This window comes from Paraclostridium dentum (assembly GCF_012922555.1).
Lineage (GTDB): Bacteria > Bacillota > Clostridia > Peptostreptococcales > Peptostreptococcaceae > Paraclostridium > Paraclostridium dentum.
In genome coordinates, this window is the sequence record NZ_WIPK01000001.1 from 800,770 (window position 1) to 826,165 (window position 25,396).

Annotated in this window: 27 protein-coding genes; 8 read left to right on the top strand and 19 right to left on the bottom strand. The window is 25.4% G+C overall.

All coding sequences use genetic code 11. The features are described from left to right. Positions 1 to 71 precede the first annotated feature (71 nt). Positions 72 to 200: a hypothetical protein gene (locus GFJ41_RS18845; protein ID WP_021431238.1), complete on the bottom strand. Its 129-nt coding sequence runs from the start codon at positions 198 to 200 to the stop codon at positions 72 to 74. 339 nt (positions 201 to 539) lie between these two features. Next, positions 540 to 1,634: a hypothetical protein gene (locus tag GFJ41_RS03810; protein WP_035116219.1), complete on the bottom strand. Its 1,095-nt coding sequence runs from the start codon at positions 1,632 to 1,634 to the stop codon at positions 540 to 542. A 165-nt stretch (positions 1,635 to 1,799) separates the two neighbouring features. Between GFJ41_RS03810 and GFJ41_RS03815 the strand changes: the two genes are divergently transcribed. Then, the gene (locus GFJ41_RS03815; protein WP_021431241.1) at positions 1,800 to 2,105 is read left to right on the top strand and encodes a DUF1540 domain-containing protein; all 306 of its coding nucleotides are present in this window, start codon (positions 1,800 to 1,802) and stop codon (positions 2,103 to 2,105) included. A gap of 39 nt (positions 2,106 to 2,144) precedes the next feature. Here GFJ41_RS03815 and GFJ41_RS03820 read toward each other — a convergent pair whose 3' ends face one another. Then, positions 2,145 to 2,636, bottom strand: a complete 492-nt coding sequence (locus GFJ41_RS03820; protein ID WP_170074658.1) for a hypothetical protein — start codon at positions 2,634 to 2,636, stop codon at positions 2,145 to 2,147. A gap of 279 nt (positions 2,637 to 2,915) precedes the next feature. Here GFJ41_RS03820 and GFJ41_RS03825 point away from each other — a divergent pair, with 279 nt between their 5' ends. Then, positions 2,916 to 4,031: a tyrosine-type recombinase/integrase gene (locus tag GFJ41_RS03825; RefSeq protein WP_170074659.1), complete on the top strand. Its 1,116-nt coding sequence runs from the start codon at positions 2,916 to 2,918 to the stop codon at positions 4,029 to 4,031. Between the two features lie 181 nt (positions 4,032 to 4,212). Here GFJ41_RS03825 and GFJ41_RS03830 read toward each other — a convergent pair whose 3' ends face one another. Together GFJ41_RS03830 and GFJ41_RS03835 are read right to left on the bottom strand one after the other, a co-directional pair. Beyond that, entirely contained in the window at positions 4,213 to 5,046 is an 834-nt protein-coding gene (locus GFJ41_RS03830) for an alpha/beta fold hydrolase (protein WP_170074660.1), read from the bottom strand. A 53-nt stretch (positions 5,047 to 5,099) separates the two neighbouring features. After that, positions 5,100 to 6,056 carry a magnesium transporter CorA family protein gene (locus GFJ41_RS03835; protein ID WP_035116206.1) on the bottom strand — a complete coding sequence of 319 codons (957 nt, stop codon included), beginning with the start codon at positions 6,054 to 6,056 and terminating at the stop codon, positions 5,100 to 5,102. A gap of 393 nt (positions 6,057 to 6,449) precedes the next feature. Between GFJ41_RS03835 and GFJ41_RS03840 the strand changes: the two genes are divergently transcribed. Next, positions 6,450 to 7,676 (top strand): aminopeptidase, encoded by a 1,227-nt coding sequence (locus GFJ41_RS03840; protein WP_170074661.1) that lies wholly within the window; start codon positions 6,450 to 6,452, stop codon positions 7,674 to 7,676. A gap of 45 nt (positions 7,677 to 7,721) precedes the next feature. Here the strand turns inward: GFJ41_RS03840 and GFJ41_RS03845 are convergent, their stop codons facing one another. The 6 genes from GFJ41_RS03845 to GFJ41_RS03870 are packed head-to-tail and all read right to left on the bottom strand — an operon-like array spanning position 7,722 to position 12,080. Continuing rightward, on the bottom strand, positions 7,722 to 8,561 hold the full coding sequence (locus GFJ41_RS03845; RefSeq protein WP_035116199.1) for a 4-hydroxy-3-methylbut-2-enyl diphosphate reductase: 840 nt from the start codon (positions 8,559 to 8,561) through the stop codon (positions 7,722 to 7,724). 10 nt (positions 8,562 to 8,571) lie between these two features. Next, positions 8,572 to 9,171, bottom strand: coding sequence for a lysophospholipid acyltransferase family protein (locus tag GFJ41_RS03850; protein WP_035116183.1), 600 nt, complete (start codon positions 9,169 to 9,171; stop codon positions 8,572 to 8,574). A 22-nt stretch (positions 9,172 to 9,193) separates the two neighbouring features. Beyond that, on the bottom strand, positions 9,194 to 9,841 hold the full coding sequence (cmk, locus tag GFJ41_RS03855; protein WP_025161907.1) for a (d)CMP kinase: 648 nt from the start codon (positions 9,839 to 9,841) through the stop codon (positions 9,194 to 9,196). An 11-nt stretch (positions 9,842 to 9,852) separates the two neighbouring features. Next, complete coding sequence (aroH, locus tag GFJ41_RS03860; protein ID WP_035116179.1) at positions 9,853 to 10,218, bottom strand: chorismate mutase; 366 nt, start codon at positions 10,216 to 10,218, stop codon at positions 9,853 to 9,855. Beyond that, positions 10,218 to 11,423: a BaiN/RdsA family NAD(P)/FAD-dependent oxidoreductase gene (locus GFJ41_RS03865; RefSeq protein WP_170074662.1), complete on the bottom strand. Its 1,206-nt coding sequence runs from the start codon at positions 11,421 to 11,423 to the stop codon at positions 10,218 to 10,220. The genes aroH and GFJ41_RS03865 overlap by 1 nt, the downstream gene beginning before the upstream one ends. Before the next feature lie 12 nt (positions 11,424 to 11,435). Then, positions 11,436 to 12,080, bottom strand: coding sequence for a histidine phosphatase family protein (locus GFJ41_RS03870; RefSeq protein ID WP_035116174.1), 645 nt, complete (start codon positions 12,078 to 12,080; stop codon positions 11,436 to 11,438). 148 nt (positions 12,081 to 12,228) lie between these two features. Between GFJ41_RS03870 and GFJ41_RS03875 the strand changes: the two genes are divergently transcribed. After that, positions 12,229 to 13,455, top strand: coding sequence for a VanW family protein (locus GFJ41_RS03875; RefSeq protein WP_035116172.1), 1,227 nt, complete (start codon positions 12,229 to 12,231; stop codon positions 13,453 to 13,455). Between the two features lie 18 nt (positions 13,456 to 13,473). Here GFJ41_RS03875 and GFJ41_RS03880 read toward each other — a convergent pair whose 3' ends face one another. After that, the gene (locus tag GFJ41_RS03880) at positions 13,474 to 14,370 is read right to left on the bottom strand and encodes a glycoside hydrolase family 73 protein (RefSeq protein ID WP_035116171.1); all 897 of its coding nucleotides are present in this window, start codon (positions 14,368 to 14,370) and stop codon (positions 13,474 to 13,476) included. Between the two features lie 146 nt (positions 14,371 to 14,516). On the opposite strand from GFJ41_RS03880, the gene GFJ41_RS03885 reads away from it, so the two are divergent. Continuing rightward, positions 14,517 to 15,101: a DUF2284 domain-containing protein gene (locus tag GFJ41_RS03885; RefSeq protein WP_035116168.1), complete on the top strand. Its 585-nt coding sequence runs from the start codon at positions 14,517 to 14,519 to the stop codon at positions 15,099 to 15,101. Positions 15,102 to 15,169: 68 nt separating this feature from the next. Beyond that, a complete protein-coding gene (locus GFJ41_RS03890; protein WP_035116166.1) occupies positions 15,170 to 15,451 on the top strand; it encodes a hypothetical protein in 282 nt (93 codons plus the stop codon). A gap of 47 nt (positions 15,452 to 15,498) precedes the next feature. Here GFJ41_RS03890 and GFJ41_RS03895 read toward each other — a convergent pair whose 3' ends face one another. After that, positions 15,499 to 17,334 carry an FUSC family protein gene (locus GFJ41_RS03895; RefSeq protein ID WP_170074663.1) on the bottom strand — a complete coding sequence of 612 codons (1,836 nt, stop codon included), beginning with the start codon at positions 17,332 to 17,334 and terminating at the stop codon, positions 15,499 to 15,501. 252 nt (positions 17,335 to 17,586) lie between these two features. Further along, positions 17,587 to 18,756: an AI-2E family transporter gene (locus GFJ41_RS03900; RefSeq protein WP_035116162.1), complete on the bottom strand. Its 1,170-nt coding sequence runs from the start codon at positions 18,754 to 18,756 to the stop codon at positions 17,587 to 17,589. Positions 18,757 to 18,939: 183 nt separating this feature from the next. Here GFJ41_RS03900 and GFJ41_RS03905 point away from each other — a divergent pair, with 183 nt between their 5' ends. Both GFJ41_RS03905 and GFJ41_RS03910 read left to right on the top strand, forming a co-directional pair. Further along, on the top strand, positions 18,940 to 19,116 hold the full coding sequence (locus tag GFJ41_RS03905; protein WP_170074664.1) for a hypothetical protein: 177 nt from the start codon (positions 18,940 to 18,942) through the stop codon (positions 19,114 to 19,116). 306 nt (positions 19,117 to 19,422) lie between these two features. After that, the gene (locus GFJ41_RS03910) at positions 19,423 to 19,923 is read left to right on the top strand and encodes an HdeD family acid-resistance protein (protein WP_021431260.1); all 501 of its coding nucleotides are present in this window, start codon (positions 19,423 to 19,425) and stop codon (positions 19,921 to 19,923) included. A gap of 34 nt (positions 19,924 to 19,957) precedes the next feature. Here GFJ41_RS03910 and GFJ41_RS03915 read toward each other — a convergent pair whose 3' ends face one another. The 5 genes from GFJ41_RS03915 to GFJ41_RS03935 form a co-directional block, all read right to left on the bottom strand. Beyond that, positions 19,958 to 20,518 (bottom strand): hypothetical protein, encoded by a 561-nt coding sequence (locus GFJ41_RS03915; protein ID WP_035116159.1) that lies wholly within the window; start codon positions 20,516 to 20,518, stop codon positions 19,958 to 19,960. A gap of 151 nt (positions 20,519 to 20,669) precedes the next feature. Further along, complete coding sequence (gene mscL / locus GFJ41_RS03920; protein ID WP_035116157.1) at positions 20,670 to 21,092, bottom strand: large-conductance mechanosensitive channel protein MscL; 423 nt, start codon at positions 21,090 to 21,092, stop codon at positions 20,670 to 20,672. A 157-nt stretch (positions 21,093 to 21,249) separates the two neighbouring features. Next, on the bottom strand, positions 21,250 to 22,476 hold the full coding sequence (locus GFJ41_RS03925; protein WP_035116155.1) for an aminopeptidase P family protein: 1,227 nt from the start codon (positions 22,474 to 22,476) through the stop codon (positions 21,250 to 21,252). 117 nt (positions 22,477 to 22,593) lie between these two features. Further along, entirely contained in the window at positions 22,594 to 24,606 is a 2,013-nt protein-coding gene (locus tag GFJ41_RS03930) for an FtsX-like permease family protein (RefSeq protein ID WP_170074665.1), read from the bottom strand. Beyond that, positions 24,596 to 25,360, bottom strand: a complete 765-nt coding sequence (locus GFJ41_RS03935; RefSeq protein WP_170074666.1) for an ABC transporter ATP-binding protein — start codon at positions 25,358 to 25,360, stop codon at positions 24,596 to 24,598. Before GFJ41_RS03935 ends, GFJ41_RS03930 begins: the two co-directional genes overlap by 11 nt. Positions 25,361 to 25,396 lie beyond the last annotated feature (36 nt).

Consider the following 25,396-nt stretch of genomic DNA (forward strand, 5'->3'; position numbering starts at 1 on the left):
GATTTACTCCTATTTTATTTATTCAAAATTAAAGAGCATTGGAAGCCCAATACTCTTTAATTAGTTATTAATTAATTTCCGCAGCCAGAACATCCTCCGCCGCATCCACCGTCAGCTTGGTTTTCTGGTGCAACTCTAAATCCATAACCAGTATCTTCTATAACTATATCTCCATAGTTATTGTAATCTTCTGTACTCATTATAAAGTTTAAACCTTCTACTTCGTAGTTAAGGTCATCTCCGCTTTGCTCATCCAGAGCAAGTCCAAATGATGGACCGCCTCATCCTACTCCTGCAAAATAAACTCTTATATTTTTAGGTCTATCTTGACTGTCAGCTAAAATATCTTTTAATGTTTTTACAGCTGTATCTGCAACTTTAACTTTCATTTTAATACATCCTTTCAATTTTATTACATAAATTTATATAAAAACAAATTTATATATATATTATACCCATATAGAGTATATAATCAAACTTTTTTCTTAAATTTTTAAAGTTTTTTGCAAAATTAAAAAGAGTAGTAAATTAATACTACTCTAATGATCAATATACTCTATTGATGAATTTATAATAAAACTTCCCTTTTCTTCTATATTTAAAACAACTACACTAGGTGAAGTATATACATAGTCCGATAAAACAGGAAATAAAATTGTATACTTTCCTGTTTGTATGTTATTAAATAAATACTTACCATTAATATCAATAGAGGAATAAACTATATCACCATATTCATTAATAAGTGTAACAACTTTATCTCTAAAAGAAGAAGATTCACTTTGTTTTAAATCAACTAACTTCTCCTCTGGTTTTATATATCCAAATATCTTAGATAAACTAAAATCTGGATTAGAACTATTTACTTGAACTTCTTTAGATTTTAAGTAAATTGGTTGAATTAGAGTCCCACTTAAGATTCTTGGAAAACTAGTTGTGTCTTCTTTATAAAAATCAGCCTTTAATATACAATTAGATTTTATATTATTTATAACTATCTCTGATATTGAATATAACATAGAAGGTCTTTCGTTTGTATGAATACTATCGTACTTGCCGTTGACCTGTATATTATCTAAAAAAACAATAGAATTAATATCCCAAATTATATTAGAAGAAAAAAATAATGATTTTTCCATATCAATTTCAATTGGATCAAGTATTATGCATTGATCAGTTGCTAAAATAGTAGTGTTTCTAAAACTAGGTCTATTGAACTCTGATAAGTTTGATATCCTGTTATTATCTAAATTTACAGTTCGTAATTCGGTATTGTTAATGTTTGGTATAGCTTTTATATTATTACTATCTAATCCTAATCTTTTGAGCTTCTTTAAATTTTTTATAAAGCTAATATCTTCAATTTTATTTTCATTTAACTCTAATTCTTCTAATTTGTTGAGTTTTGATAAAGGAGAAGCGTCACAAATATTGTTTTTATTTAAGTTTATATATACAGCATTTATAGCAAACTCTATTCCTTTTATATCCTTAATGTTATTACCTGATAAATCTATTTCTGTTAATCCTTTCATGAAATCTTTTGTTATATCTGAAATATGCACGTTAAATTGCCTTGATAAAGCTAATTTAAGGCTGTTGCTTATATATGGATGTTGAGTATTATTTTCCAATGTCTATCATTCCTTTATATAGTAGTCACAATATAATATATGGTTATTTAATGGTACATGACACTAAATATCTACCCTTAAAATAGTACTTATTTTTATCAATTTTTTATTGATTTTTTGTACATACTAATAATAAATACTTATTTTATAAGGAGTGATGTTATTATGTCAAAAATAAACTGTAGTGCTATTACATGTAGTTATAATATAAACGGAAATTGCCATAGTGGAGCAATTAAAGTTGATGGAGCTAAACCAAACAATTTAAAGGATGTTCACTGTACATCATTTATAAGTGTACATAAAAACTTAAAAAGTGATATTCAAAGTGAATGTGAGCATATTGTCTGTAATGCTATTGATTGTATCCATAATAAAAATTCAGAATGTAGTTGCTATAATATATTCGTGTCAGGAAATGATGCTAAGAATTTTAAACAAACTAATTGTTGTAGCTTTATATCTAAATAAAAAATAGGCGAGAATTTAACTCGCCTATTTTTTATTTAATCACTTAACTTGTAATTTAGCCCACCCTAATGTTTGGTCTCCAGAGGCTTTACTAAAGTAATAATTTTCTAAGTACTCATTTCTATCGGATATCGATTGAGTCTGTAAAAACAAAGTTAAAAAAGATAAAGACATACTATAATAATTTAGGGTATTTAAAAGTCCTAGAGAAAATGGATTTTTTTCTTCGTCTCCACTTTTTTCTTTATGATAATCAGATAGTGGTATCCTAAGTTCTCTTATTTGTGTTTTTATATATAATGATTCTTTTAAAAGATCCTTTGTATCTTTTTTATTAATAACAGCATTAAGTGAATTGGAAGCTAAAATTTCAATTTGATTTCCTATACTAGTCAATTCATTAATATATTTCTCTTCTACTGAGTTTGTATTGCTCGGTAAATTTTGGGTGTATATATTTGCATATGAATTAATATTACTAAACATAATTATTGTAATAAAAGCAATTACTGATATTAGTATTTTTTTCATAATAAACTCCTTACATAATCTTATTTTATATTACTTATCTTAAAATTAGTATTACTTTTAAATAGGTCATTTATTCATTTTTCATTATTTAATTACCCATCAAAACAAATATAGACATAAAATATATAGTTTTATGTCAAAAAATTAAAACCTAGTTGTTTCAATGTATATATCGATTAAATACATTATTATGTCAGTTTTATGTCAGATATTTAAATGTTTTTTATTTTGTTTTTATGTTACAATATATACTATAATGTTTCTTATTGGAGGATAAAGATGAGCTTTGCATTTATAAGAAAAAGAAGTAAAAATTACATAGTATATTTAGAATATAAAGACCCATCAAGCAATAAAAAAATTCAAAAAAATATGGGTTCATACGATAAAAAAAGAGATGCTTCCAAGAAGCTCGCAGAGATAAAAGATAGCATATATAACGAAGATTTATTGCTTCCAAATGCTATGACTTTTGATATATTCTTAAAAGATTTTTTAGAAAAATATAAGATAAATTTATCGATAACAACCTATAATTGTTACACAAGAATATGCAATAAATATATAATTCCCATGCTAGGAAAATATAAAATTGAAGATCTTCGCCCAATACATATACAAAATTACATAGATGACTTAGTTGGAATTTTAAGCCCACAGACAATAAAAATACATATAAATATATTAAAACTTGCTACAAAAAAAGCCTATAGATTAAAGTTAATAAGAGAAAATATTGTAGAATATGTAGAAGTTCCTAAGGTTAAAAAATTCAAAAATAACATATATAATAAGCAAGACATGCAAAAACTATTAGAAAAATGTACAGGAACTTTTTTAGAATTACCTATTTTTATAGCCAGCGGATTAGGCCTTAGAATATCAGAAATACTAGGTCTCACATGGAATAATTTAGATTTTAATAATAATTCTGTTACAGTAGAAAAGATAACTGTAAGAAATAATGGGAAAGTAATTTTAAAAGATCCTAAGACAGAAAGTTCTATAAGAACAATTTCTGCTCCGACAGAGCTTATGAATAAGTTGAAAAATTTCAAAAAAGAACAAATCGAATTGAAGCTTCAAGGCAAAATAAAAAATGAAAAAAACTTATTATTCTTTGATAAAAACGAAAATCCTATAGCTCAAGATGTATTAAGTAAAAAATTTAGCAGATTTTTAAGTGAACATAATTTGGAACATATACGATTCCATGATTTACGTCACTCTCATGTTACACTTTTAATAAACTCAAAAGTTCCTATAAGAGTTATTTCTGAAAGAGTCGGACATTCAAATATAAATACAACCTTGAATATTTACTCTCATGTACTTAAAGAAATGGATAAAGAAGCTAGCGATAAAATATCAGAAGCTTTATTTAATTTAGGATAAAATAGCGAAAAAACAGACCTTTATATTTAGGATATAAGAGGCCTGTTTTTTATTTTTATATATTTGTATTGTATTAAAATATTAGCTTCTTAAAATCTAAATAAAAGCTTTTATCTAAATTTAAAGTTATAAAATCAAAATATAGTTTAAAATAATAATATTATGTAAACTAATGTCTCTTTTAAATAAATACAGATACAAAATCTTTTATAATATTTATTAATTTTGATGAATCCTCTATGTAAGGAGTATGTCTTCCATTTATAGTTTTGATTATGCTATTTTTAAATTCAAAACTTTCGTGATGCTCTATTCCTACTGCATAGTCTTCACTTCCCGTTATTATTAAAGTCGGAATGTTTATGCTTTTAGTTAAATAGGTATAATCTAGAAAATAGCTTTTATTTTCAAATGCAAGCTCAGACATTTTCGTATTTAAAATTTCTTTATCTAAATTTTCTAACTTCTCATAATTACTTATACTTTTAAATTGAAGCATATAATACATGTTATATCTAACTAAATTAAAAACTACTTTTTTCCAAATACATATTAAGTTTTGTAAGTTTGTATCACAGTCAATCTGATCTACACCCAAAAGATTACACCCTTCTTTTATTTGGCTTTTTAAAGCTTTTTTAAAATCTAGAGTACAGTTTATTAATATTATACCTTCTAGATTTTCTCCATATTTACTTGCATATGAAGTTGCTATAATTCCACCAAATGAATGTGCAATTATTATAAATTTTTGTATGTTAAGCTTCACTCTAACTTCTTCTATATCCTCAACTAATCTATCAATAGAATAATTCGAGTTATATTCACCTTCAGATCTACCACAACCTCTTTGGTCTAAATACGTTATATTAAACATGTCATTCATATGAATGCCACAAAACTTTTCGAAATCTTTACTCCAAGCACCAGGTCCTCCATGTACATATATACAGTCTAAGCCCTCTCCTTCTCTATTTACATAAAGATTTATATTATCATTAGTTTTTATATACATAATCTCCTCCAATTAATTAATTAATGTATTTACATTATAGCAAAATTCAAATGCTAAAGCATTTTTTTAGATTTAAATATCATTATCCCTAATGCCAATATTAAAAACATAAACCCTATTGTACAATAGTATCCAAAACGCCATTGAAGAAAAGGCATGAAACTAAAGTTCATTCCATATATACCTGTTATTATAGTAAGTGGAGCTGAAATAGCTGTAAGTAATGTTAATTTAGTTATTAGATTATTAGTTTTTTCAGCTACTTGTGAAGAGTATATGTCTAACAACTTATCGGCCAATTCTCTAGTAGAAATAGCAAAATTGTATAGCTTATCTATACCAAAGTCGATACTTTGTAAATTTTCAAGATTATGTTTTTTTATATCTGAATATGTTAAATATCGTATGTTCTCTTTTAATATTCTATCTCCTATATAAAGTAATGGTCTAGTGTTTTTAACTACAGTCCTAGTTAAATTTCTAATATCACTAATTTCATGAAAATATTGATCTCTAACCCCTTGTAGCATTTTATCTTCTAACTCCAATATCATATCTTCTAATTTCTCTAAGCTTTCAAAGCTATTTACTATTATTTCTTTGAAAATTAAATAATTTATTTTAAATAGTGCTACAATTGGGTTTTCATCTACTTTAAAGTTATCTTTCATCATTTTTAAAATGTATTTATATATGAATGTATCTTTGTCACTTACTACAAGAATGTAATTATCAGCTAAATATATGTTTATTTCACTTATGATAGCTTTATTGTTTATAAGTTCAAATATATTTAAGCTTAAAAAATCATAGTTATCAAACAAATCTAATCGTATGCTATCATCAAAGTCTAAACAATCTTTAAATGTTATTTCATCTATATCTAAAATAGATTTTATTTTATTTAGTTCGTAAGGTGTTGATAATATCAAGTAACATTCATTACTATCATAAAAATCATCCTTAAATTGATTTAAATGATTATGTGTATTTAAATTAAGTATATTCATTCACTTCACTCCAAACCTGTTATAAATATATTATGTATATAAATTAAATATTAATTCATTGCATAAATACTTTATTTATTATCTATAATTTAGTAATGGTAGTTTTAGCCTTATAGAACATTTGTTCTGCAAGACCGAAACTAAAACCAATCAATTTATTGCAAATGTAAGCTATTTTAAAATATATATTAATGTAATTAGTTGATACATATTAATTTTAGTTTTTAAAGGTATTTAAATTGAATTTAATGCACTTTAAAGAAAAGTGCATTAAATTTGTTTAATATAATAATATTATGTAAACTTATTTCAAAAAAATAATAAAAATTTCAACTTAAGGATGCTTTATTATTATATAATTTAATTAATAAATATGTGATATTGGAGGTTACTATGGAATTCAAAATTAAATTAAAAAAATACGCTGAGTTAGCAGTAAAGGTTGGGGTAAATCTTCAAAGAGGACAAACACTTCTTTTAAGAGCTCCTATATCTTGTACAGATTTTGCTAGAGAAATAGTAAATGCTGCTTATGATTTAGGTGCTAGAGATGTTGAGATTGAGTGGAGCGATGAAGAAAGTTCTTTGGTAAAATATATAAAAGCTCCAGAAGACATTTTTGATGAATTTCCTAAATGGAAAATAGAAAAATACAATTCATTATTAGACAAAGGAGTATGTATTATAAATATAGACTCTTCTAACCCTACTATATTTAAAGATGTAGATCCTATAAGAATGCAAAAAGCTAGTAAAGCATCTAGTGAAAGTATACCGTTATGGAGAGATGCTATTATATCAGATAAAATTAAGTGGACTATTGTATCTGCACCTAATAAAGAATGGGCATCTAAAGTATTCCCCGAGTTAGATGAAAATGAAGCTATAAATAAATTATGGGATTATATATTTAAGTGTACTAGAGTAGATACTGATAACCCTATAGTATCTTGGAAAAATCACAATTCTAAATTAGCTGAAAAAGTTATGTTTTTAAATAACTATAAATTTAAATCTTTACACTTTAAATCTTCTAAAACTGATTTACATATAGATTTGCCTGAAGGACACATATGGGCTGGAGGTTCAAGCGTAGATCCAAATGGTATAGAATTTACAGCAAATATCCCAACAGAAGAAGTATATACTCTACCTCATAAATTCAAAGTTAATGGTGTTGTTTCTAATACAAAACCATTTATATACAATGGAACTATAATAGATAAATTCACATTAACATTTAAAGATGGTAAAGTTGTTGATTACAATGCAGAGGTAGGTTATGAGTCATTAAAATCATTATTAGAATTAGATAATGGATCTTGTTATTTAGGTGAAGTTGCGTTAGTTGAAAATAACTCACCTATATCTAACACTGGAATAGTTTATTATACTACTTTATATGATGAAAATGCATCTTGTCACTTAGCTTTAGGCTCTGCATATAAAACAAGTATAGAAAATGGTAGTGAGATATCAAAAGAGGATATGGATAAATACGGTATAAATGATAGTATAACTCATGATGATTTTATGATAGGTTCTAGTGATATGAATATATTTGGTTTAACTAACGATGGTAAAGAAATACAAATATTTAAAAATGGAAATTGGGCATAAAATAATAAAAAGGGATATATAAATATATCCCTTTTTACAAACTTTTTATAAAGATTCAATATAACTTATAACTTCTTCAATTATCCAATCAGGAGTAGATGCTCCTGCTGTTAATCCCACTTTGTTAAATCCTTTAAAATCTTCTGGATTCAATTCATTTACTGTTTCTATAGCTAATGTAGGAACATATTCCTGGCATATTTGAACTAGTTTTTGAGTATTAGAACTATGTTTACCTCCAACTACTACCATCATGTCAACATCTGCTGATATTTCTTTAGCAGCCTCTTGTCTAACTTTAGTAGCAGAGCATATAGTATTATTGAATATTACATTATCAAGTTTATTAGATAAAGCTTCTAATATTTTATTGTATAAATCAATATTAATTGTAGTTTGAGCAACTACACAATATTTTTTATTTTTATCTAAGTTTGTACTTTCTAAGTCTTCTAAAGTTTTAATTATTATAGCTTCATTATTGCACCATCCGTTAATTCCTATAACTTCAGGATGTTTTGCATCTCCTATAACAATTATATCAAATCCTTGAGAATAATGTTTTTTAGCTACCTCATGAATTTTTTTTACAAAAGGGCAAGTTGTATCAATTACATTAAGACCTTTTTCTTTTGACTCTGTATATACAATCTCACCTACACCATGACTTCTAATGATCATGCTCTTTGATGTAGGAACTTCGCTTACTTCATCAATAGTTTTTAATCCATTTTCTTCATATTTTAAAACCGCTTGTTTATTATGAATTAATGGACCAAGAGCATATATACCGTCTTCGCTTTTTTGAAGTTCATCCCAAGCCATCTTCATAGCTCTCTTAACTCCAAAGCAAAATCCAGCGTTTTTTGCTATTTTAACTTCCATATTGATCCCCCTATTTTGCATTCTTATAATAATTTTCTTTTATTACATCTAGTACATTTTGAGATAATCTTTGGTAATCGTCACTTGTTAACTTTTCTTTATAATAATCTTCAAATGAGATAGGTTTATCTATGTATATTGTAACTCTATTAAATAGTCTATAGTTAGTTATTATAGACATAGGTATTACTAAAGATTTTCCTTTTACAGCAAACATTCCTAGACCTGCCTTAGCTTCTAAAAAACCAACATCCTTACTTCTAGTACCTTCAGGAAACATTCCTATACATCCATCATTTCTAAGAATTTTTAAAATACTTTTTACTGTAGATGCAGTTGGATTTTCTCTATCTACAGGAATAACATTTATTTTATTTAATATATATCCTAAAGGTTTTATTTTAAACAATTCTTTTTTAGCAACAGCTGTAATAGGTCTATTTTTGTGCATACATGCAGCTAAAAATATCGGATCTAAATTCGACTTATGATTTGCGGCAATTATTATAGAACCTTCTTGAGGTATATTTTCAATTCCTTCAACTCTAAATTTAAAAAACACGCGTGAGAATACATTTAAAATGCCTGTTACAAAGTTATAAAATTTCACATTAATCTCCCTTCAATTTGACTTACTTTATTTTATCTATAACTGATTCAACTACTTTATCTATACTTTTTCCTGTAGTATCAATTTCAATTGCATCGTTAGCTTTAACTAAAGGTGCGAATTCTCTATTAGAATCAATTTCGTCTCTTCTTATTACATCATTAATAACTTCTTCTAAAGTAGTATTATATCCTTTTTTTATAAGTTCTTTATATCTTCTTTCTCCTCTTTCTTTTGAAGAAGCAACTAAGAAGAACTTATAGTCAGCATTTGGGAAAACATATGATCCGATATCTCTTCCATCTAAGATAACAGAGCTTTTATTGCCAATGTCTCTTTGAACATCCACCATTAAATGTCTAACATCTTTTATTTGTGCTACATTAGATACGTTATGGCTAACTTCAGGAGTTCTAATTTCCTCTTTTAAAATCTTTCCGTCAAGATAGATATTATTATCTTTAAAATCTATATCACTTTTTTTTGCAATTTCAATTACTTCATTTTCATTATTAATATCTATTCCACTTTGAAGTACTTTATATGTTATAGCTCTATACATTGCGCCTGTATCTATATAATTTATATTCATTTTATCAGCTACTATTTTTGCTATTGTACTTTTCCCTGCACCTGCTGGTCCATCTACTGCTATTACTAAATTTTTCATATTATTCACTCCTATTCAACTATGTCTGGTCTTAAACTTTTAGCATTATTTAGATATATATGTTTAATCTCAGACTTTGACTTTTCACTATTTGTATTTACCATAACTCTAATACATTTTCTGAGACTACCTTGAATATACTTTTCTTCAAAATTAAGTAAAGGTGTATCACAAATATTTAATAAATCTCTTACAGCTACAGAGGGATATACCGCATCTAAATCACTAGTCATTGTAAAGACCATACTTATAATATCCTCTTCTAATATGTCATTTTCTTTTATTATGTTTTCTATTAGTACTTTAGTTTCATTTAATATTTCTTCTATGGAGTTTTGATTAACTGTTGTCGCTCCTCTAACTGCTAATACTTTCATTAATAATCACTTCCTGCTAAATATCCTGTTGAAAAAGCTATTTGAAGATTATATCCGCCAGTTTCGGCATCTACATCTATAACCTCTCCAGCAAAGAATAAATTTTTAATTATTTTAGATTCTAAATTAGATGAATTTATTTCCTTTACACTAACTCCGCCACTAGTTACCATAGCAGCTTTAATTGTTAACATCTCAGAAACAGTTAATTTCATACACTTTATATATTCAATAATTTTTAATTCATCTTCTTTTTTTAATTCATTAGGTTTTTTATCACTTAAATTAAGTAAAGTTAAAATTTCTTTTAAAAAGTTTTGTGGTAATATGCTTTTTAAGTTTGTTAGTATATTTTTATTTGGATTTTCTCTTATTATCTTTGATAATTCATCACTTGAAGTTTTTTGTAAAAAGTCTATTATAATTTCAATAGGATTATTATCAAGTGCTTTATTTATATATGAAGAAAATTTTAGTACTGCAGGTCCTGATATTCCAAAGTGTGTAAATATCATGTCACCTTGAGTTTCGATTTTTTTCTTTTTAATTTTAGTACTTATGCAAACCTCTTTCATAGCTACACCTTGTAAATTTTTCACGAAACTCTCTTGTGTAACTAAAGGGATTAATGCTGGATATAGAGGTTTTATTTCATGTCCATATTTTTTTAAAATTTCAAACATAGACCCATCAGAACCTGTCACTGGATAACTTTTACCACCAGTAGTTACAATTAATTTATCGCAACTAATTTTTTCTCCTTTATTAGTTACAACTCCTTTAGCTTCATCATTCTCTATAACTAAGTCGCAAACAGTTGTATTATACATTATTTCAACATTATTTTTTGAAAGGTTGCTTAATAGTACATTTATAACATCATCTGCCTTATCTGACTTAGTATATACTTTTTCATCATATTCAACCTTGTACTCTAAATTATTCTCTTTAAAATATTCTAATAGGTCGTAGTTTGAAAATGTGTAAAAAGAACTATATAAGAACTTTTTGTTATTAACTACCTTGTCAAAAAAATCTTCTATATTTCTATTGTTAGTTATGTTACATCTTCCGCCACCTGTAAGTTTAAGCTTTTTTCCTATTTCATTGTTTTTTTCTATTAAAATTACTTCATTTTGTTTTGAAGCTGATATTGCGGCCATTATGCCAGCCGGGCCACCTCCAACAACTATAACTTTTGCCATATTTATATCTCCTTACTCAAGTGCTGAGTTGTTTATTTTTTCATTGTTTTTGATGTGAGTAGTGTCATTCATTTTTATTATAACTGGTCCATAATTTCTGTATTCAACTATATTTAAAGCAGTATTGTCTTGCTTAATTCTATATATATTTTCCATACCTGAATTTAAGAAAGATAAAAGCATAACCCTAACAGTTACAGAGTGAGTTACAAGTAATATGTGTTTATTATCATATTTCTTATTAAGTTCATTTATAAAATTATCTACTCTATCTTTTATTATATGTAAAGTTTCTCCTTCAGGAATTTCAACTAAATGTGGTTCATTTCTCCATGTATTATATATATCTGCATAATTCATCTTTATTTCATCTATTAATAAACCTTCCCATTTACCAAACCCCATTTCTCTAAGAGCTGGCGTTTCACAAACGCTTATTCCTAAACTGTCTCCAAGTATATTAGCAGTTTGAACAGCTCTACCTAAGTCGCTTGAAAATATATAGTCTATTTTATGATTTTTAGCTAAACTATCAGCAAGCTCAGTAGCTTGTTCTATTCCTTTCTTTGTTAAATCTGAATTTCCATGCCCTTGCGTTTTACCTAATATATTCCAATTAGTTTGTCCATGTCTTACTATATAAAAAGTATTTGCCATAAGTAGCCTCCTATATTTATATATCTTTATTTTTAACGTTCATCAAAATTTTATTATATCATAATTTGACAAATTAAAAAACTTAAACATACAAATATTCATTTAAGGACAATATATATATGAATAATAATAAAGGAGTTTTTAAAATATGAAATCCAAATATCAATATTTAATTATTATAATATTTATATCCTGTTTATTGCTTGGAATAGGCGTTAATAAATCAGAAATTGATACTTCATCTAAAATATATAAAAATATATACGTAGAAGATATTGATATTTCATACTTAACATTTGACGAAGCGCTAAATTTAGTTGAATCTAAATATAAAGAAAAGCCAATTAAATTGACCTATGAAGATAAGACTTACATTATAAATCCATCAGATATAAATTTAAAATTCAATAAAGATAAAGCAATTAAAGAAGCTTATTTTTTTACTAGAAATGAGGATATATTAGTAAATCTAAAAAGAAAATCAAATTTAAGATTTAAAGACAAATACAGTATAAAATTAATTGGTACCTATGATGAAGTTAAATTAAGCAAACTAATTAATGATATCTGCAAAGAAATAGATATAAAAGAAGTTAATGCTACTATAGCTATAAACGATGATGGTTCTATTAAAAGAACTGAATCTAAGCATGGTAAGAAAGTTGATAAGGTTAAGTTAAAAGAATCCATATATAATATGATAACAAGTAAGAACATAAAAGATTTAAAAATTCCAGTAAATACTGTTGATCCTAAAGTAACCACAGAAAATGTTAATTCTATAAATACAGTACTAGGTCAATTCAGTACTACTTTTAACTATACGACTTCTAGAGGGAACAATATAAATGTTGCAGCAAGTAGTACGAGTGATAAATTGATAATGCCTCATAAAGAGTTTTCATATAATAATGCTACAGGCGCTAGAACATGGCATAACGGATATAAAACAGCTAAGGTTATAGTTGGTGGCAAGTATGTAAATGGCGAAGGTGGTGGAGTATGCCAAGTATCTACCACAATATATAATGCTGCATTACTTTCAGGAATGAATATATCAGAAGTTCATAATCATACATTTGTATCAAAATATGCACCTGCAGGTCGGGATGCTGCAGTATCTTATGGATATACAGATTTTAAATTTGAAAATCCGCTTATGCATCCTGTGTATATTAAAAATACAGTAAATAAAGGAGTTATTACATCTAAAATTTATGGATGTGATAAAGACAGAGAAAGACTTTACCTTATAACAAAAAGCAATTATGAAGAAGATAAAGTTAAGGTAGATACTTACAGAGTATATTTAGATGAAGAAGGAAATATCATTAGAGAAGAACTTATAAATAAAAACACATACAAAAAGAAATAAGAGAATAGAACATTTGTTCTATTCTCTTATTTCTTGAACATAACTATCGATTAATTGTAAGTTGTATTGTTGAATTATCTCTATTAATAAGTTTTTATATGTTAAATTTCCACTTTCATCTGAAACAGTACTATATCCAGCATTTTGAAGTTCTTCTGCCTGTTCTTTATAAGTAGCTTTAGTAAAAACTTCTTTATATCTAGGGTTTTCACTTAAAAATTTAGCATGGTCTTGTATAGATTCTGATTTTGTTTTATAAACCCTAAATTTATCTGTGATTACTTGATCGTAATATTCACTAGTCTCTATATTAACATATTTACCTTTCCATGAATTGTTTGCTTTTATTCCAAATAAATTATTATACTTAGAAGATAGTTCAGATTTACCCCAATTAGACTCAAGTATAGATTGAGCTATAGTAATAGATGGTAAAATCTTGTACTTATTATAATTATAGATAGAACTATTTTTTACAGAGTCTATAAATGTCATATATTTTCCATCTGGATTTAATCTAGATGGCTTTAAACCAAAATATTTTAAATCATTTATATAATCATGAGTTCTCTTAACTTCTTTAGAACTAAATTCAAGCTTCTTTAAAACATCATCTAAATTTAAAACTTTGTATTTTTCTCCATCTTTAATTATGAATAAATTAGCAACATTTTTTATTTCATCATTACTCACATCTTTAAAATTATTTTTATTTTGTACACCTATTATACTTGCTACATACTGCCAATTAACTTGAGCTTTCGAACTACTCACTTCGTCACTACATTTTATAAATTGATTTACATCTATTTCGTTTTTATTAATCTCTTTTAAATTAAATACCTTTACATACCAAACAAAAGATAAAACAACTAATAATGCAATCCCACTTAATATAAACAATTTTCTCCTCAAAAGACACCTCCAACTGCTATAAAATCACAAAACATACAAATAATTATAACACTTTTTGTATATTTTTACTGTAACAATGTTGTAAGATATATGATGATATAATAATATTATAGTATTAGTAAAAAAATATATATAGGAGTGTTACTATGATTACACTAAATTTTAAAAAAGATGGAAATGATATAAAACTAAAAGCAAATATATGTAAAAATAAAACTTTAGAAAATTATATGGATTTTAACTATTTCACAGGCCTTTGTAAAGATGGATGCCCTCACTATAATTTAAGTTATACATGTCCTCCAAACAGTCCAAAATTTACTGACTACACAAAAAATCACGAGTACTCTTTGGTTTTAGCAATGTATATGGATGTCGATGATAACAATTCAATAGAAACTGTACATCCATATCTAAGAAAAGTGTTATCTGATTTACTTATACCATTAGAGGAAATATTTAATGGACTTTTATCAGATGGTGGCCGTTGTAGATATTGTGAAAGATGTACATATATAGATAATATCCCTTGTAGATATCCTGATAAAATGCGTTTTAGCATGGAAGCTATGGGCATTGATTTAGACAAAGTTTGTAAGGATATTTTAAATCATTCAATTTTATGGAGTAAAACTGGTGAAGCTAATTACTGCACAGTACTCGGCTCTATAAATTTCAATGGGAACTTTAATGAAGATGACTTTAAACAAGCTATACTAAAACTTTTATAATCCTAATAAAATTAGTTTACTTTGGATAAACTTAATTGTGATGACAATATTAATTTTGGAGGTAAACTATGGATAATATGAGTGAAATGAGAAATAAACTAGATAATGGTAATTATGATTTAACACTTGAAATAGGCGAAAATGCTTACTTTAAAACATATGATGATGTTAATGAAAAATCAGCTGAAGATGTTGTAAGAAATTACTTAAGAAGTAATGCAGATGATGCACAGTTTAGTGATTTAGAAATAAAACATTACAGAAATAAACACACAGTAAGTGTTTGCGCAAAGTTAAGTTATAATAATGATAAACACACAGATTATTCAAAAAGAAATAAATTAATGTAAAAAAAGAAATTAGTAAATCATCTGATTTACTAATTTCTTTTTTTAGCTTATGCATATGTTTTAATAACATCTGAATTTTCAATTATATAAAGTAGATTTTTACATATTACTTTATGATCTATATCATTTGTAGTTTCAATATCTTCTATTATTAAATCCTTAGCTTCTTCTAACTGTGCTAAATTGTAGTATATAGGCATTTCATTATTTCTTTTAAATTTTAAATATATGCAATACATACTATTAATTAATAATCTCTTTTTATTTAATACTTCATATTGATTTTTATCATTTACTAAATTATTCATAGATACTAACTTATCTTCTAGTAAATTAGATATTAATAGAAGATTTTTTACTTTATGAAGATTTCCATCACCATCAACAGATAGTTGAACTGCTGTTTCCATTTCTTTAATTACATTTCTATACATATCTATCAGTACTTCATATGCAGTGTTTGCATTATATGGTAATATTAATTTGTTTATAATTAATGCTATAATAATACCTAATGCAATAAACGTAACCCTATTTACAATAAATACATCAGGTGAAGTAAGCATGCTAACAGAACCTATAGCTGATATTGTAATACATATCATTTCATATTTATAATCTATTTCTTTTGCATAACCACTTATATATCCAGTAAAAATTATAATAATTGCTCTCAAAGTCGGATCTTTAAATATTGAAAACAGTATAAATACTGATATACACCCTAAAATAGTTCCAAATAGTCTTTTCTTAGTTTTAATTATTCCATCTTCAGTGTACGGTTGTATAACAGAAAATATAGTATATAATATCCATCGACCTTCCTTTAAGTTGAAATAGTCCATTATAAATCCACCCAATGCAATTCCTATAGCAACTTTTGTAGCATAAGTAAACTTCATAGACTTAGCACTTATATGATCTTTGTAAATATAAGATTTTTTAAAATTATATGGAATCTCTAAATTGTCATATATATTTTTTTCACTGCTATTATTTGTATATTCATTTAAATAAAAAGATATATTTTCCATTGCATCGTAAAATTCATATAACTCTGTAATCATTGAATTTTTAAAATTTATTTCACTTTGATTTATATCTTTATTTAAATAAGACTTTAAATTATTTAATTCGTAGCTAATTGTTGATAAATCTTCACTATTATACAAACTTGTATCTTGTCTATAATCATCTAGCATAGTATTTATTCTTTCAAAATTAAAAACTATATTAAAAACATTAGATCCATTACCAGTCAAGAAGAAACCTTTTTTTCTATTATCATAAATAATAGTTTTTATTTTTCTCATTGAATTGTTTATTTTTAAATCCAAAGATTCACTATAGTCATTTTGATTTTTTAAGTATTCAGCTTTTTGGGCTATATAAATACCTAAATCCATTAATACTTTATCACTAGTTTTTTCTAATTTATTTTTATTAACTAGTATTTGTGAAATCATTATGATTAAAGCCCCAGCAGCTAAGGATGTTAGTCTTAAAGGTAGTTGATCTAAGCTCACAGGCGCTCCAATCATAAATAAGTATAACAATCCAAATGCTACATCCAAATGACTTCTTAAATTATAACTAAATAGGTATGCTACTATAAACATAGCTACTAAATTACAAACAATTCCTAAAAAAATATTTTGAACAGCTAAAAAAGAAAATATTCCTAAAAATAAATTGATTCCTACCAATTTAAATGTATTTTTAATTGGAGATATAGCTAAGTTTCGTTGTAGCAGCATTAGCAACATAGTTATAACTATAACCCCTATTAAAGAATTTTCTTTTCCAAATATAGAAATAAAAATATTTATGAATGCAAATATAAATATAAACAGTAATGTTTTAGGTAAAATCTGTTTTTTCATAAAACCTCCTTTTCGAATTATATTTTAAATTTTTACGATAATATTAATTTTATCAGATTTATTATTTTATTCAAATTAAGTAAAATTCGAAACCACACATACTTTAAACTTAAATAGATAGTTTTATTTAATTACCTATCAGACATTAAGTAATAAAGATTCTATAAAAAAACTATTCCCCAACAAACGTTTGAATCTAAATTATAAAAATAAAAAAACTACCTAAATTTAAATTTAGGTAGTTTTTTATTTTTACTTTTTAAGATAGTCGTTTGTATTAACAGGTAGACCTTTTTTATCTAATTTTTCCTCTATTAATTCCTTAATAATTGAGTAAATTATTGCAAATAAAGGAACGCCTATAATCATTCCCACTAAACCTAGGAACTTTCCTGCAACTAATAATGAAAATAAAATCCAAAATGCTGAAATACCTATAGAGTCTCCTAAAATTTTAGGTCCTATTATATTTCCATCTAATTGCTGAATAACTATAATTATTAATATGAACCATAATGCTTTTATTGGTGATACGAATAGAATTATTATGGTTGCAGGTATAGCCCCAAAGAAAGGCCCAAAAAATGGTATTATATTTGTTATACCTATAATTACTGATATAAGTAGTACATATGGCATTTTGAATATAGTAAGTACTACAAAAGTAAGCACTCCTATTATTGCAGAATCTATTATTTTTCCGCTCAAGAATTTTCCAAATGTATCATTACTTCTATCAACTAACTGTAATATTCGTTTAGAATGTTTTTCATTAAATACTGCACATACTACTTTTCTTCCTAATGCACAAAACTTTTCTTTATCTATAAGCAAATAAATAGATATTATAACTCCAAGAACTATATTCCATATACTAGATGCTACTATTCCTAAAGCTTGTCCTACCACTGGTAGTAATCCCGCAGCAACGCTTATAAAATAGTTTATAAAATCAGTAAGTTTTGTAACTGCTATATCTAAATATTCCTTATCTACATTCAAATCTTTTGTATATTTAGTTAAAAGATCTGATAAATTAGTTAAATATGTAGGTATATCATTAACAAGTCCAAGCATGCTTTCTACTAATTGAGGTAATACAAATTGAATGAATAAAGCTAATAAGATAAATGCTACTATATAAGTAAGTAAAAGCCCTATAGCCCTCTTACTTTTAGGCTTTAATTTATTTAATTTGTTTTTACTAAGCATTCTTTCTTCAACAAATACTAATATGAAATTTAATAGATAAGCTATAACAGCTCCTATTATAAATGGTTGAAGCGTAGATATAATACTGCTTATTTTGCCCATAAACACACTTGTATCACTTGCAATGCGATAAAAAATAATACTACAGCAAATAACTATAAACGAATACACAGATATAGTCGTATATTTACTGTTCCAATTTACTTTCATTTTTACCTCCTAATATAATATATAAACTTATATCTTTAATATAAGCATTAAATGGTATTAAGTGTCAATAGATTAGAGTATAAATTCATATAAAATTCTATTTGACTACAAAATTTTATTTAGAATAAATTTAATGTTTTAAGCTTAAAATAACTACATACTTAAAACAAAGGAGATTTAAAAATGTCTAAAAAAACTAAAACTGAATTTAATAATCAATGGGCAAATTCTTTAAATGATTTAACAAATAAGTCAGAATCTAAACAAAAAAATGAAAACAATAATCAATGGACTTCAACTTTGAAAAATTCTTCAGAAGCTTATTTAAAAGGATCATGTTCTACAAAAAATAAAAAATAATCATTTTTATTTTCGTTAATGACTATGTCTAATTAGATATAGTCATTTTTATATTTTTGTTATTAAGATTAAATTTTATGTATTTTAAATAAATAAATTTATATTATTCAATATCATTTATCTATTTTGGTAAAAATACCTAATAATAAATGTTTTTTATTTTTAAAATGAATATATATAATTTAACTTATTCATTTTAACTTTAAATATATTATTTTGAAAAATTTCAGAATTATTTAACTTTAAGTTAGTATGTTTAGTTTAATATTTTTTTAGGGTATATGTATGTTCGAGGAGATGGTACATATGGAAAATAAAAGAAAATTAGAAACAACATTAATATTGGAGGGAATTCTATTTGGGATAATAGGTATATTATTTTTTATAAATCCAATAGAGTCTTTCTTTAGCTTTACAACTGTGGCAGGAATACTACTAATTATAGCAGGAATATTTACAATAATAAGAGCCTTTAAAACTACTGAAAAAGCATATTATGTATTTAGTGGAATTATAAATATACTATTCGGATTAATAGTATGGTTATCACCTATATCAACTACAGAAACTTTAATATTATTTTATGGAATCTGGGCAGTTGTAAGAGGTATATACTTACTAATAATATCAATAAAAAGAAGAAAAATTGGATTCAATTTAAATACTTTATATAATGTATTACTTATAGTTCTTGGAATATTAATTCTTGTAAATCCTATAGTAACACTATTTGCAACTCCATATATAATAGGTATTTATTTTATAATATCTGCTATATGTGAAATATGCCTAGGATTTGAAGTTTAAAAAAAGGTGAACCTTTAAAGGTTCACCTTTTTTATTACTTATTATTTTCACTAGAATCTATAATATTTTCTATCATATCCAATTGTTGCTTAGATGCATTGATTTTTATTTTTAACTTATCAAGTTTAGCTTGCATTGATTTTTTTACTTTCTCGTCATCAGTACTTTCCATTTCATTTAATCCTTTTTGATATATATTCTCTAATGTATCTATCTTTAATTTCATTTTATCATATACAACTTTAGGATTATTTTTAAATGCTAAAACCTTTTTTTCATTAGAAGATAGCATCTTGAAATAAACAAAGTAAATTAACATAGTAACGCTAATGTTAAATGTAACAAAGTTTCCACTTTGAGTAGTTAAGCTTACTAATTCAATACATATAAAGTTGAACAGTAATAATCTACTTAAAGTTTTTTGATTTTCTAATGTTGATTGATCTGTAACCTCTTTATTTCTCATAAACTGATATGGAATTAATACTGTTATTATTGGAGTTAGATATAATATATTAGATTCAAACATAGAATAGATTACACTAAATATTAAAATAAACGATTTTGCCCTTCTTATTGAACTCCCTTGTCTCATTTTACACCACCTCTTTAACCTTTATAATTGTATAACTTTATAAATTGTTTTATACTAAAATAATATTAATATCATATCATATTTTATGCAAAAAATAAATTTAAATTTATAAAGAAAAAGGATAAAGTTAAACTTTATCCTTTTTTATAAATTAATTTTGATTTTGTAATAAATCTTTTATATCTCTAAGTAATAAAACCTCTTCAGAAATTTTTTCAGCCTTTTCTTCTTCAATAGCAAGTTCTTCCTTAAGAGTTGCATTTTTTAGTTTCATTAATCCCTTTATAAATATAAATATACAAAACGATATTATTATAAAGTTAACTGTTGTTTGTATGAAATTCCCTAAGTTTAAAGTAACAGCTGGAGATTTGCCAACAGCTTCTTTTAATATAATTTTATATTCAGAAAAGTTTATACCTCCAGTTAACATTCCAACCACAGGCATTATAATATCATTTACTAATGATGTAACTATTTTAGAAAATGCACCTCCGACAACAACCCCGACAGCAAGATCTATTATATTTCCTTTAACTGCAAATTCTCTAAATTCATTTAATATCTTTCTCATAAATTGTTCTCCTTTGATTATATAATTACCGATTACCAAAATTAAATACCCTGATATTTATTGTTTAAAACATAAAACTCACTTTACCTAAGCATAAAAAAGACTTTAAAATGCACTTATATAATTTAATAAATACATTAAAAAGCCTTTTAAACTTTTATCTCATTAAATTTTCTATATCTTCTATTTCGATAGGTATATCCTTTGATAGATTTGTACACCCAAAATCAGTAATTAATAAATCATCTTCTAGTCTTATGCCAATCCCCTCTTCTTCTATATAAAGTCCCGGCTCATTAGTTATCACAGATCCAACCTCCAGTTTTGAATCACTTATCCAAACATCATGTGTATCTAATCCTAATGAATGACCAATTGAATGGAAGTAATATTTTCCAACTTCTTCTTCTTTTGATATAAGTCCTATATCTATACATCCCTTTGATAAAGATTTTTTTGCAATATCATTTAAATCTCTTAACGTAATTCCAGGTTTAGCTGCTTTCTCGACCTCTTTCATGCAATTTAAAACAATTGAATAAATTTGCTTTTGGCGTTCTGTAAACTTTCCATTAATAGGTATTGTTCTAGAAATATCTGAACAATAATAATTGTATTCTGCTCCTAAATCAAATAAAATTAAATCTCCATCTGTGCAATCTTGATTATTATCTTCATAATGAAGAACGGTTGCATTTTTACCCGCAGCACAAATAGTATTAAATGCATGTGCAGAAGCTCCTAATCGTTTTATTTCAAAGTCAAAATATGACTCTACCTCATATTCTTTCATGTTAGGTTTTATATTTTTAGCCATAGAAATAATACCTTCTTCAGTTATAGATATGGCTTTTTTTATAGTCTTTATTTCATCTTCATTTTTTATCATTCTCAAACTAACAATTTGAGAATATATATTTTTAATTTTTATATATGGATATTTAATTTTTATTAAATTTGCCATATCTTGAGCCTTTGTTGATGGAATGTCTATTGATTGTCTTTCTAAATCAAAATATATGTTTTTTATTCCTCTTCTATCAATATAGGATGAAATAGTACTTTCAAATTCATCAATGTATTTTATATTTTTAACCTTGCTTATCTTTCTAGCTTCATCTTTATTTATAGATCGTCCTACCCACTTTGCCATAAGTTCATCTTCTCTTTGTACATATACATTTTCTATAACTTCTGTTTCTGTTTTTAATATAGTCAATATAACTTTTTTGTCATTTATTCCCGTTAAATAATAAAAATTTCTATTTGGTGTAAATTTATATTGTTGATCGGCACTTCTAAAAGGAGCATCTCCTGCAAATAATATAAGTAAAGATTCTTCTTTCATTTTTTTAATAAGATTTTTACGATTTAAATCAAACATAAATTTCTCCTCCTTAATAGCTATATTCAATTTAATTATATCAGTTTCTAATTGCGTTTAAATTTAATAGTATAAAAAAATCCAAAAATAAAAACTAACCTGATAGTCAAGTTAGTTTTATTTTGAATTTTTTACTATATTCTTATATCCTATATATGTAGTGTAAAAATATGCAAAATATACCACTACAAAAATAATAGCTGTACTTATTAACGTATATTTAATATCTGGATTATACAATGATTCAATAAAAGTATATATAACCTTTATACCTATAATGGAGTGTATAAACGCAAGTGATATTGGTAATCCAAAATAGATAAGCGTCTGGATAAATATAGTTTTATTAATCATCTTTTCATTAGCTCCTAAACGCTCTATAGCTTTATATCTTTCTATACTATCACTAGCTTCTGATAGTTGTTGAATTGCTAAAATCGCCATGCTAGAAATTAAAAATATTATACCTAAATACATTTCTATAAATAATACAATTGTAACTGAACCTTTGTTATTTAGGTATATTTCCTGTTTAGTGTCTCCATTTAAAAATCCAGCCTTATTATAGTCTATTTTACCTTCTTTAAATGAATCGAGTAATGATTGGTATTTCTTTTCTGACTTTTCGTTATTTTTAGTAAACTTTACATTTAAATTAGAAGACCTACTTTTTGCATTTGCAACTATATCATCATTAACTACTAATGTCAACATATTGTTGAGATAGGGTGAAGATTTAAGAGATTCTTCAAATATTTCTCCATTCTTAATTTTGTACTCCTTATTGTATAAGTTAATTTTTTTGTTTTTTTCAAAATTTTTATTAAGTATATCTAAAATCATTCTATTATTAGAGCTTAGTATAACCTCATTTGATTTTAATGATATAGTATTTTCACCTTTTAATTTTCTAATATTATTGTAGTCTGAAATCTTTATCAGATCTATATTATAAAAATCAAATTCGTCACTTAAAATATATTTATTAACTAAATCTTTTTTATTAATTAAATTTTTTAATTTTACTCCAGAGTCATATATGTCGAAATATACATATTTTTCGTTATCATCAAACTTAAAATTAACAGCATTTAAAGACTCCTCCACAGTTTTTACATAATCATCCCCATATAAAGATATGCTCACATCAAAAGGAGTAGACTCAATTAAAATTCTTTCTGAAGCATTTTTAAAACCTATACCAGTGGAAAGCATTACTATAGTTAAAAACAGCATTAAGCATATAACTGAAATAGATAAAAAATTAGTGTTAATTTTGCTATTTAATTGTTTAATTATAAATATATTTAAATTTTTAAAATATATTTTTTTATTCTTTTTAGTTATATATATAAATACTCCAGCTAAGCTATAAAAAAATAAAAATGTACCTAAAATACCAAACCCTATAATCTTTAAAACAATGTAATTTGTAATTTCATTTGGTACTAGATTAATAACTGATTTGTAACTTGTTAATAAAAGACATGAACTTATCAAAAAAGTAAGTACGTATACAATAGGGTTTTTAAATTTTATATTTTCAACTTTCTTATTAGCATTAACTAAATCTATTATTTTGTATCTTGAAATTGTGATAACATTAAATATCATAACTATTAAAAATATTATTCCAAAGTAAACTATAGTCTTTTGAATAGCATTTGAAGAAATTATAAATTTGTATTTACTCATATCAACTTCAAATAATTTAGATGCAAAAGCGGATAGTCCTTGACTTAATACAAGTCCTATTAATAGACCCACTACTAAAGAAAGTACACCTACTATTATTGTCTCTACAACTATTACTTGTGAAATTTTTAAATTACTCATTCCTAACGTTCTGTATATACCCAATTCTTTTTTTCTTTTTTTTATTAAAAAATTGTTAGCATATAGTATCAAACCACCTAATATAAATGATACAAAAATAGAGATAATTTCCATAGAATTAATTAGTAAATCAATGTAGCTTTCTTTAGATTTACTTAAATCAAGTATAGCTTGTTGTGATTCGATGGAGTTAAAACTATAAAATATACTTACAGCAAGTACCATAGTTAAAAAGTATATTCTATAAATTTTAAAACTTTTCCTAACATTTTCAAACGCAAGTTTAAAATACATTTTCATCTCCTCCAAGCAAGGTGATTACATCTATTATCCTATTAAAAAAAACTTTCCTGCTATCATTTCCACGAATTACTTCATTAAAGATTTCACCATCTTTTATAAACAATATTCTATTTGCATAGCTTGCTGTAAAAGCGTCATGGGTAACCATCAAAATAGTAGTGTTGAATTCTTGGTTTAATTTTTCAAATCTTTCAAGTAACAATCTGGCAGCTTTCGAATCTAAAGCCCCTGTGGGCTCATCAGCTAAAACTAATGAGGGATTTGTTACAATAGCTCTAGCAGAGGCAACCCTTTGTTTTTGTCCACCCGATATTTGATATGGATACTTATCCAAAACATTATTTATTTCAAGGTATTTAGCAACTTCTTTAACTTTACTATCTATATTAGCTGTTTTTTCACCCTTAATAGTAAGCGCTAATGCTATATTTTCGTAAGCTGTTAATGTATCTAAAAGGTTAAAATCTTGAAATATAAATCCTAGTTCTGTCTGTCTAAATTTATCTAGCTTTCTTGTTTTTAGCTTTGTAATATCTTGATCATTTATTATAACGCTTCCACTTGATACATTGTCGATTGTAGATATGCAATTTAAAAGCGTAGTTTTACCACTTCCGCTAGGGCCCATTATACCTATAAATTCACCTTCACTCACACTAAAGCTTATATTATCAATTGCTTTATTTATAGTATCTTTATTTCCATAATACTTTTCGATGTTTTTTACTTCTAATATATTTTTCATGTATACCTCCTAACGAAACTCATATTCTTATTTTAC

Coding starts and splice junctions, on each gene's coding strand:
- GFJ41_RS18845 (WP_021431238.1), bottom strand. CDS start 200: ATGAGTACAGAAGATTACAATAACTATGGAGATATAGTTATAGAAGAT.
- GFJ41_RS03830 (WP_170074660.1), bottom strand. CDS start 5,046: ATGTATATAAAAACTAATGATAATATAAATCTTTATGTAAATAGAGAA.
- GFJ41_RS03930 (WP_170074665.1), bottom strand. CDS start 24,606: ATGTATTTTAAACTTGCGTTTGAAAATGTTAGGAAAAGTTTTAAAATT.
- cmk (WP_025161907.1), bottom strand. CDS start 9,841: ATGAAAAATTTAGTAATAGCAGTAGATGGACCAGCAGGTGCAGGGAAA.
- GFJ41_RS03910 (WP_021431260.1), top strand. CDS start 19,423: ATGGAAAATAAAAGAAAATTAGAAACAACATTAATATTGGAGGGAATT.
- GFJ41_RS03840 (WP_170074661.1), top strand. CDS start 6,450: ATGGAATTCAAAATTAAATTAAAAAAATACGCTGAGTTAGCAGTAAAG.
- GFJ41_RS03865 (WP_170074662.1), bottom strand. CDS start 11,423: ATGGCAAAAGTTATAGTTGTTGGAGGTGGCCCGGCTGGCATAATGGCC.
- GFJ41_RS03825 (WP_170074659.1), top strand. CDS start 2,916: ATGAGCTTTGCATTTATAAGAAAAAGAAGTAAAAATTACATAGTATAT.
- GFJ41_RS03895 (WP_170074663.1), bottom strand. CDS start 17,334: ATGAAAAAACAGATTTTACCTAAAACATTACTGTTTATATTTATATTT.
- GFJ41_RS03935 (WP_170074666.1), bottom strand. CDS start 25,360: ATGAAAAATATATTAGAAGTAAAAAACATCGAAAAGTATTATGGAAAT.
- GFJ41_RS03845 (WP_035116199.1), bottom strand. CDS start 8,561: ATGGAAGTTAAAATAGCAAAAAACGCTGGATTTTGCTTTGGAGTTAAG.
- GFJ41_RS03890 (WP_035116166.1), top strand. CDS start 15,170: ATGGATAATATGAGTGAAATGAGAAATAAACTAGATAATGGTAATTAT.
- mscL (WP_035116157.1), bottom strand. CDS start 21,092: ATGAGAAAGATATTAAATGAATTTAGAGAATTTGCAGTTAAAGGAAAT.
- GFJ41_RS03820 (WP_170074658.1), bottom strand. CDS start 2,636: ATGAAAAAAATACTAATATCAGTAATTGCTTTTATTACAATAATTATG.
- aroH (WP_035116179.1), bottom strand. CDS start 10,218: ATGAAAGTATTAGCAGTTAGAGGAGCGACAACAGTTAATCAAAACTCC.
- GFJ41_RS03925 (WP_035116155.1), bottom strand. CDS start 22,476: ATGTTTGATTTAAATCGTAAAAATCTTATTAAAAAAATGAAAGAAGAA.
- GFJ41_RS03900 (WP_035116162.1), bottom strand. CDS start 18,756: ATGAAAGTAAATTGGAACAGTAAATATACGACTATATCTGTGTATTCG.
- GFJ41_RS03905 (WP_170074664.1), top strand. CDS start 18,940: ATGTCTAAAAAAACTAAAACTGAATTTAATAATCAATGGGCAAATTCT.
- GFJ41_RS03915 (WP_035116159.1), bottom strand. CDS start 20,518: ATGAGACAAGGGAGTTCAATAAGAAGGGCAAAATCGTTTATTTTAATA.
- GFJ41_RS03875 (WP_035116172.1), top strand. CDS start 12,229: ATGAAATCCAAATATCAATATTTAATTATTATAATATTTATATCCTGT.
- GFJ41_RS03885 (WP_035116168.1), top strand. CDS start 14,517: ATGATTACACTAAATTTTAAAAAAGATGGAAATGATATAAAACTAAAA.
- GFJ41_RS03870 (WP_035116174.1), bottom strand. CDS start 12,080: ATGGCAAATACTTTTTATATAGTAAGACATGGACAAACTAATTGGAAT.
- GFJ41_RS03835 (WP_035116206.1), bottom strand. CDS start 6,056: ATGAATATACTTAATTTAAATACACATAATCATTTAAATCAATTTAAG.
- GFJ41_RS03815 (WP_021431241.1), top strand. CDS start 1,800: ATGTCAAAAATAAACTGTAGTGCTATTACATGTAGTTATAATATAAAC.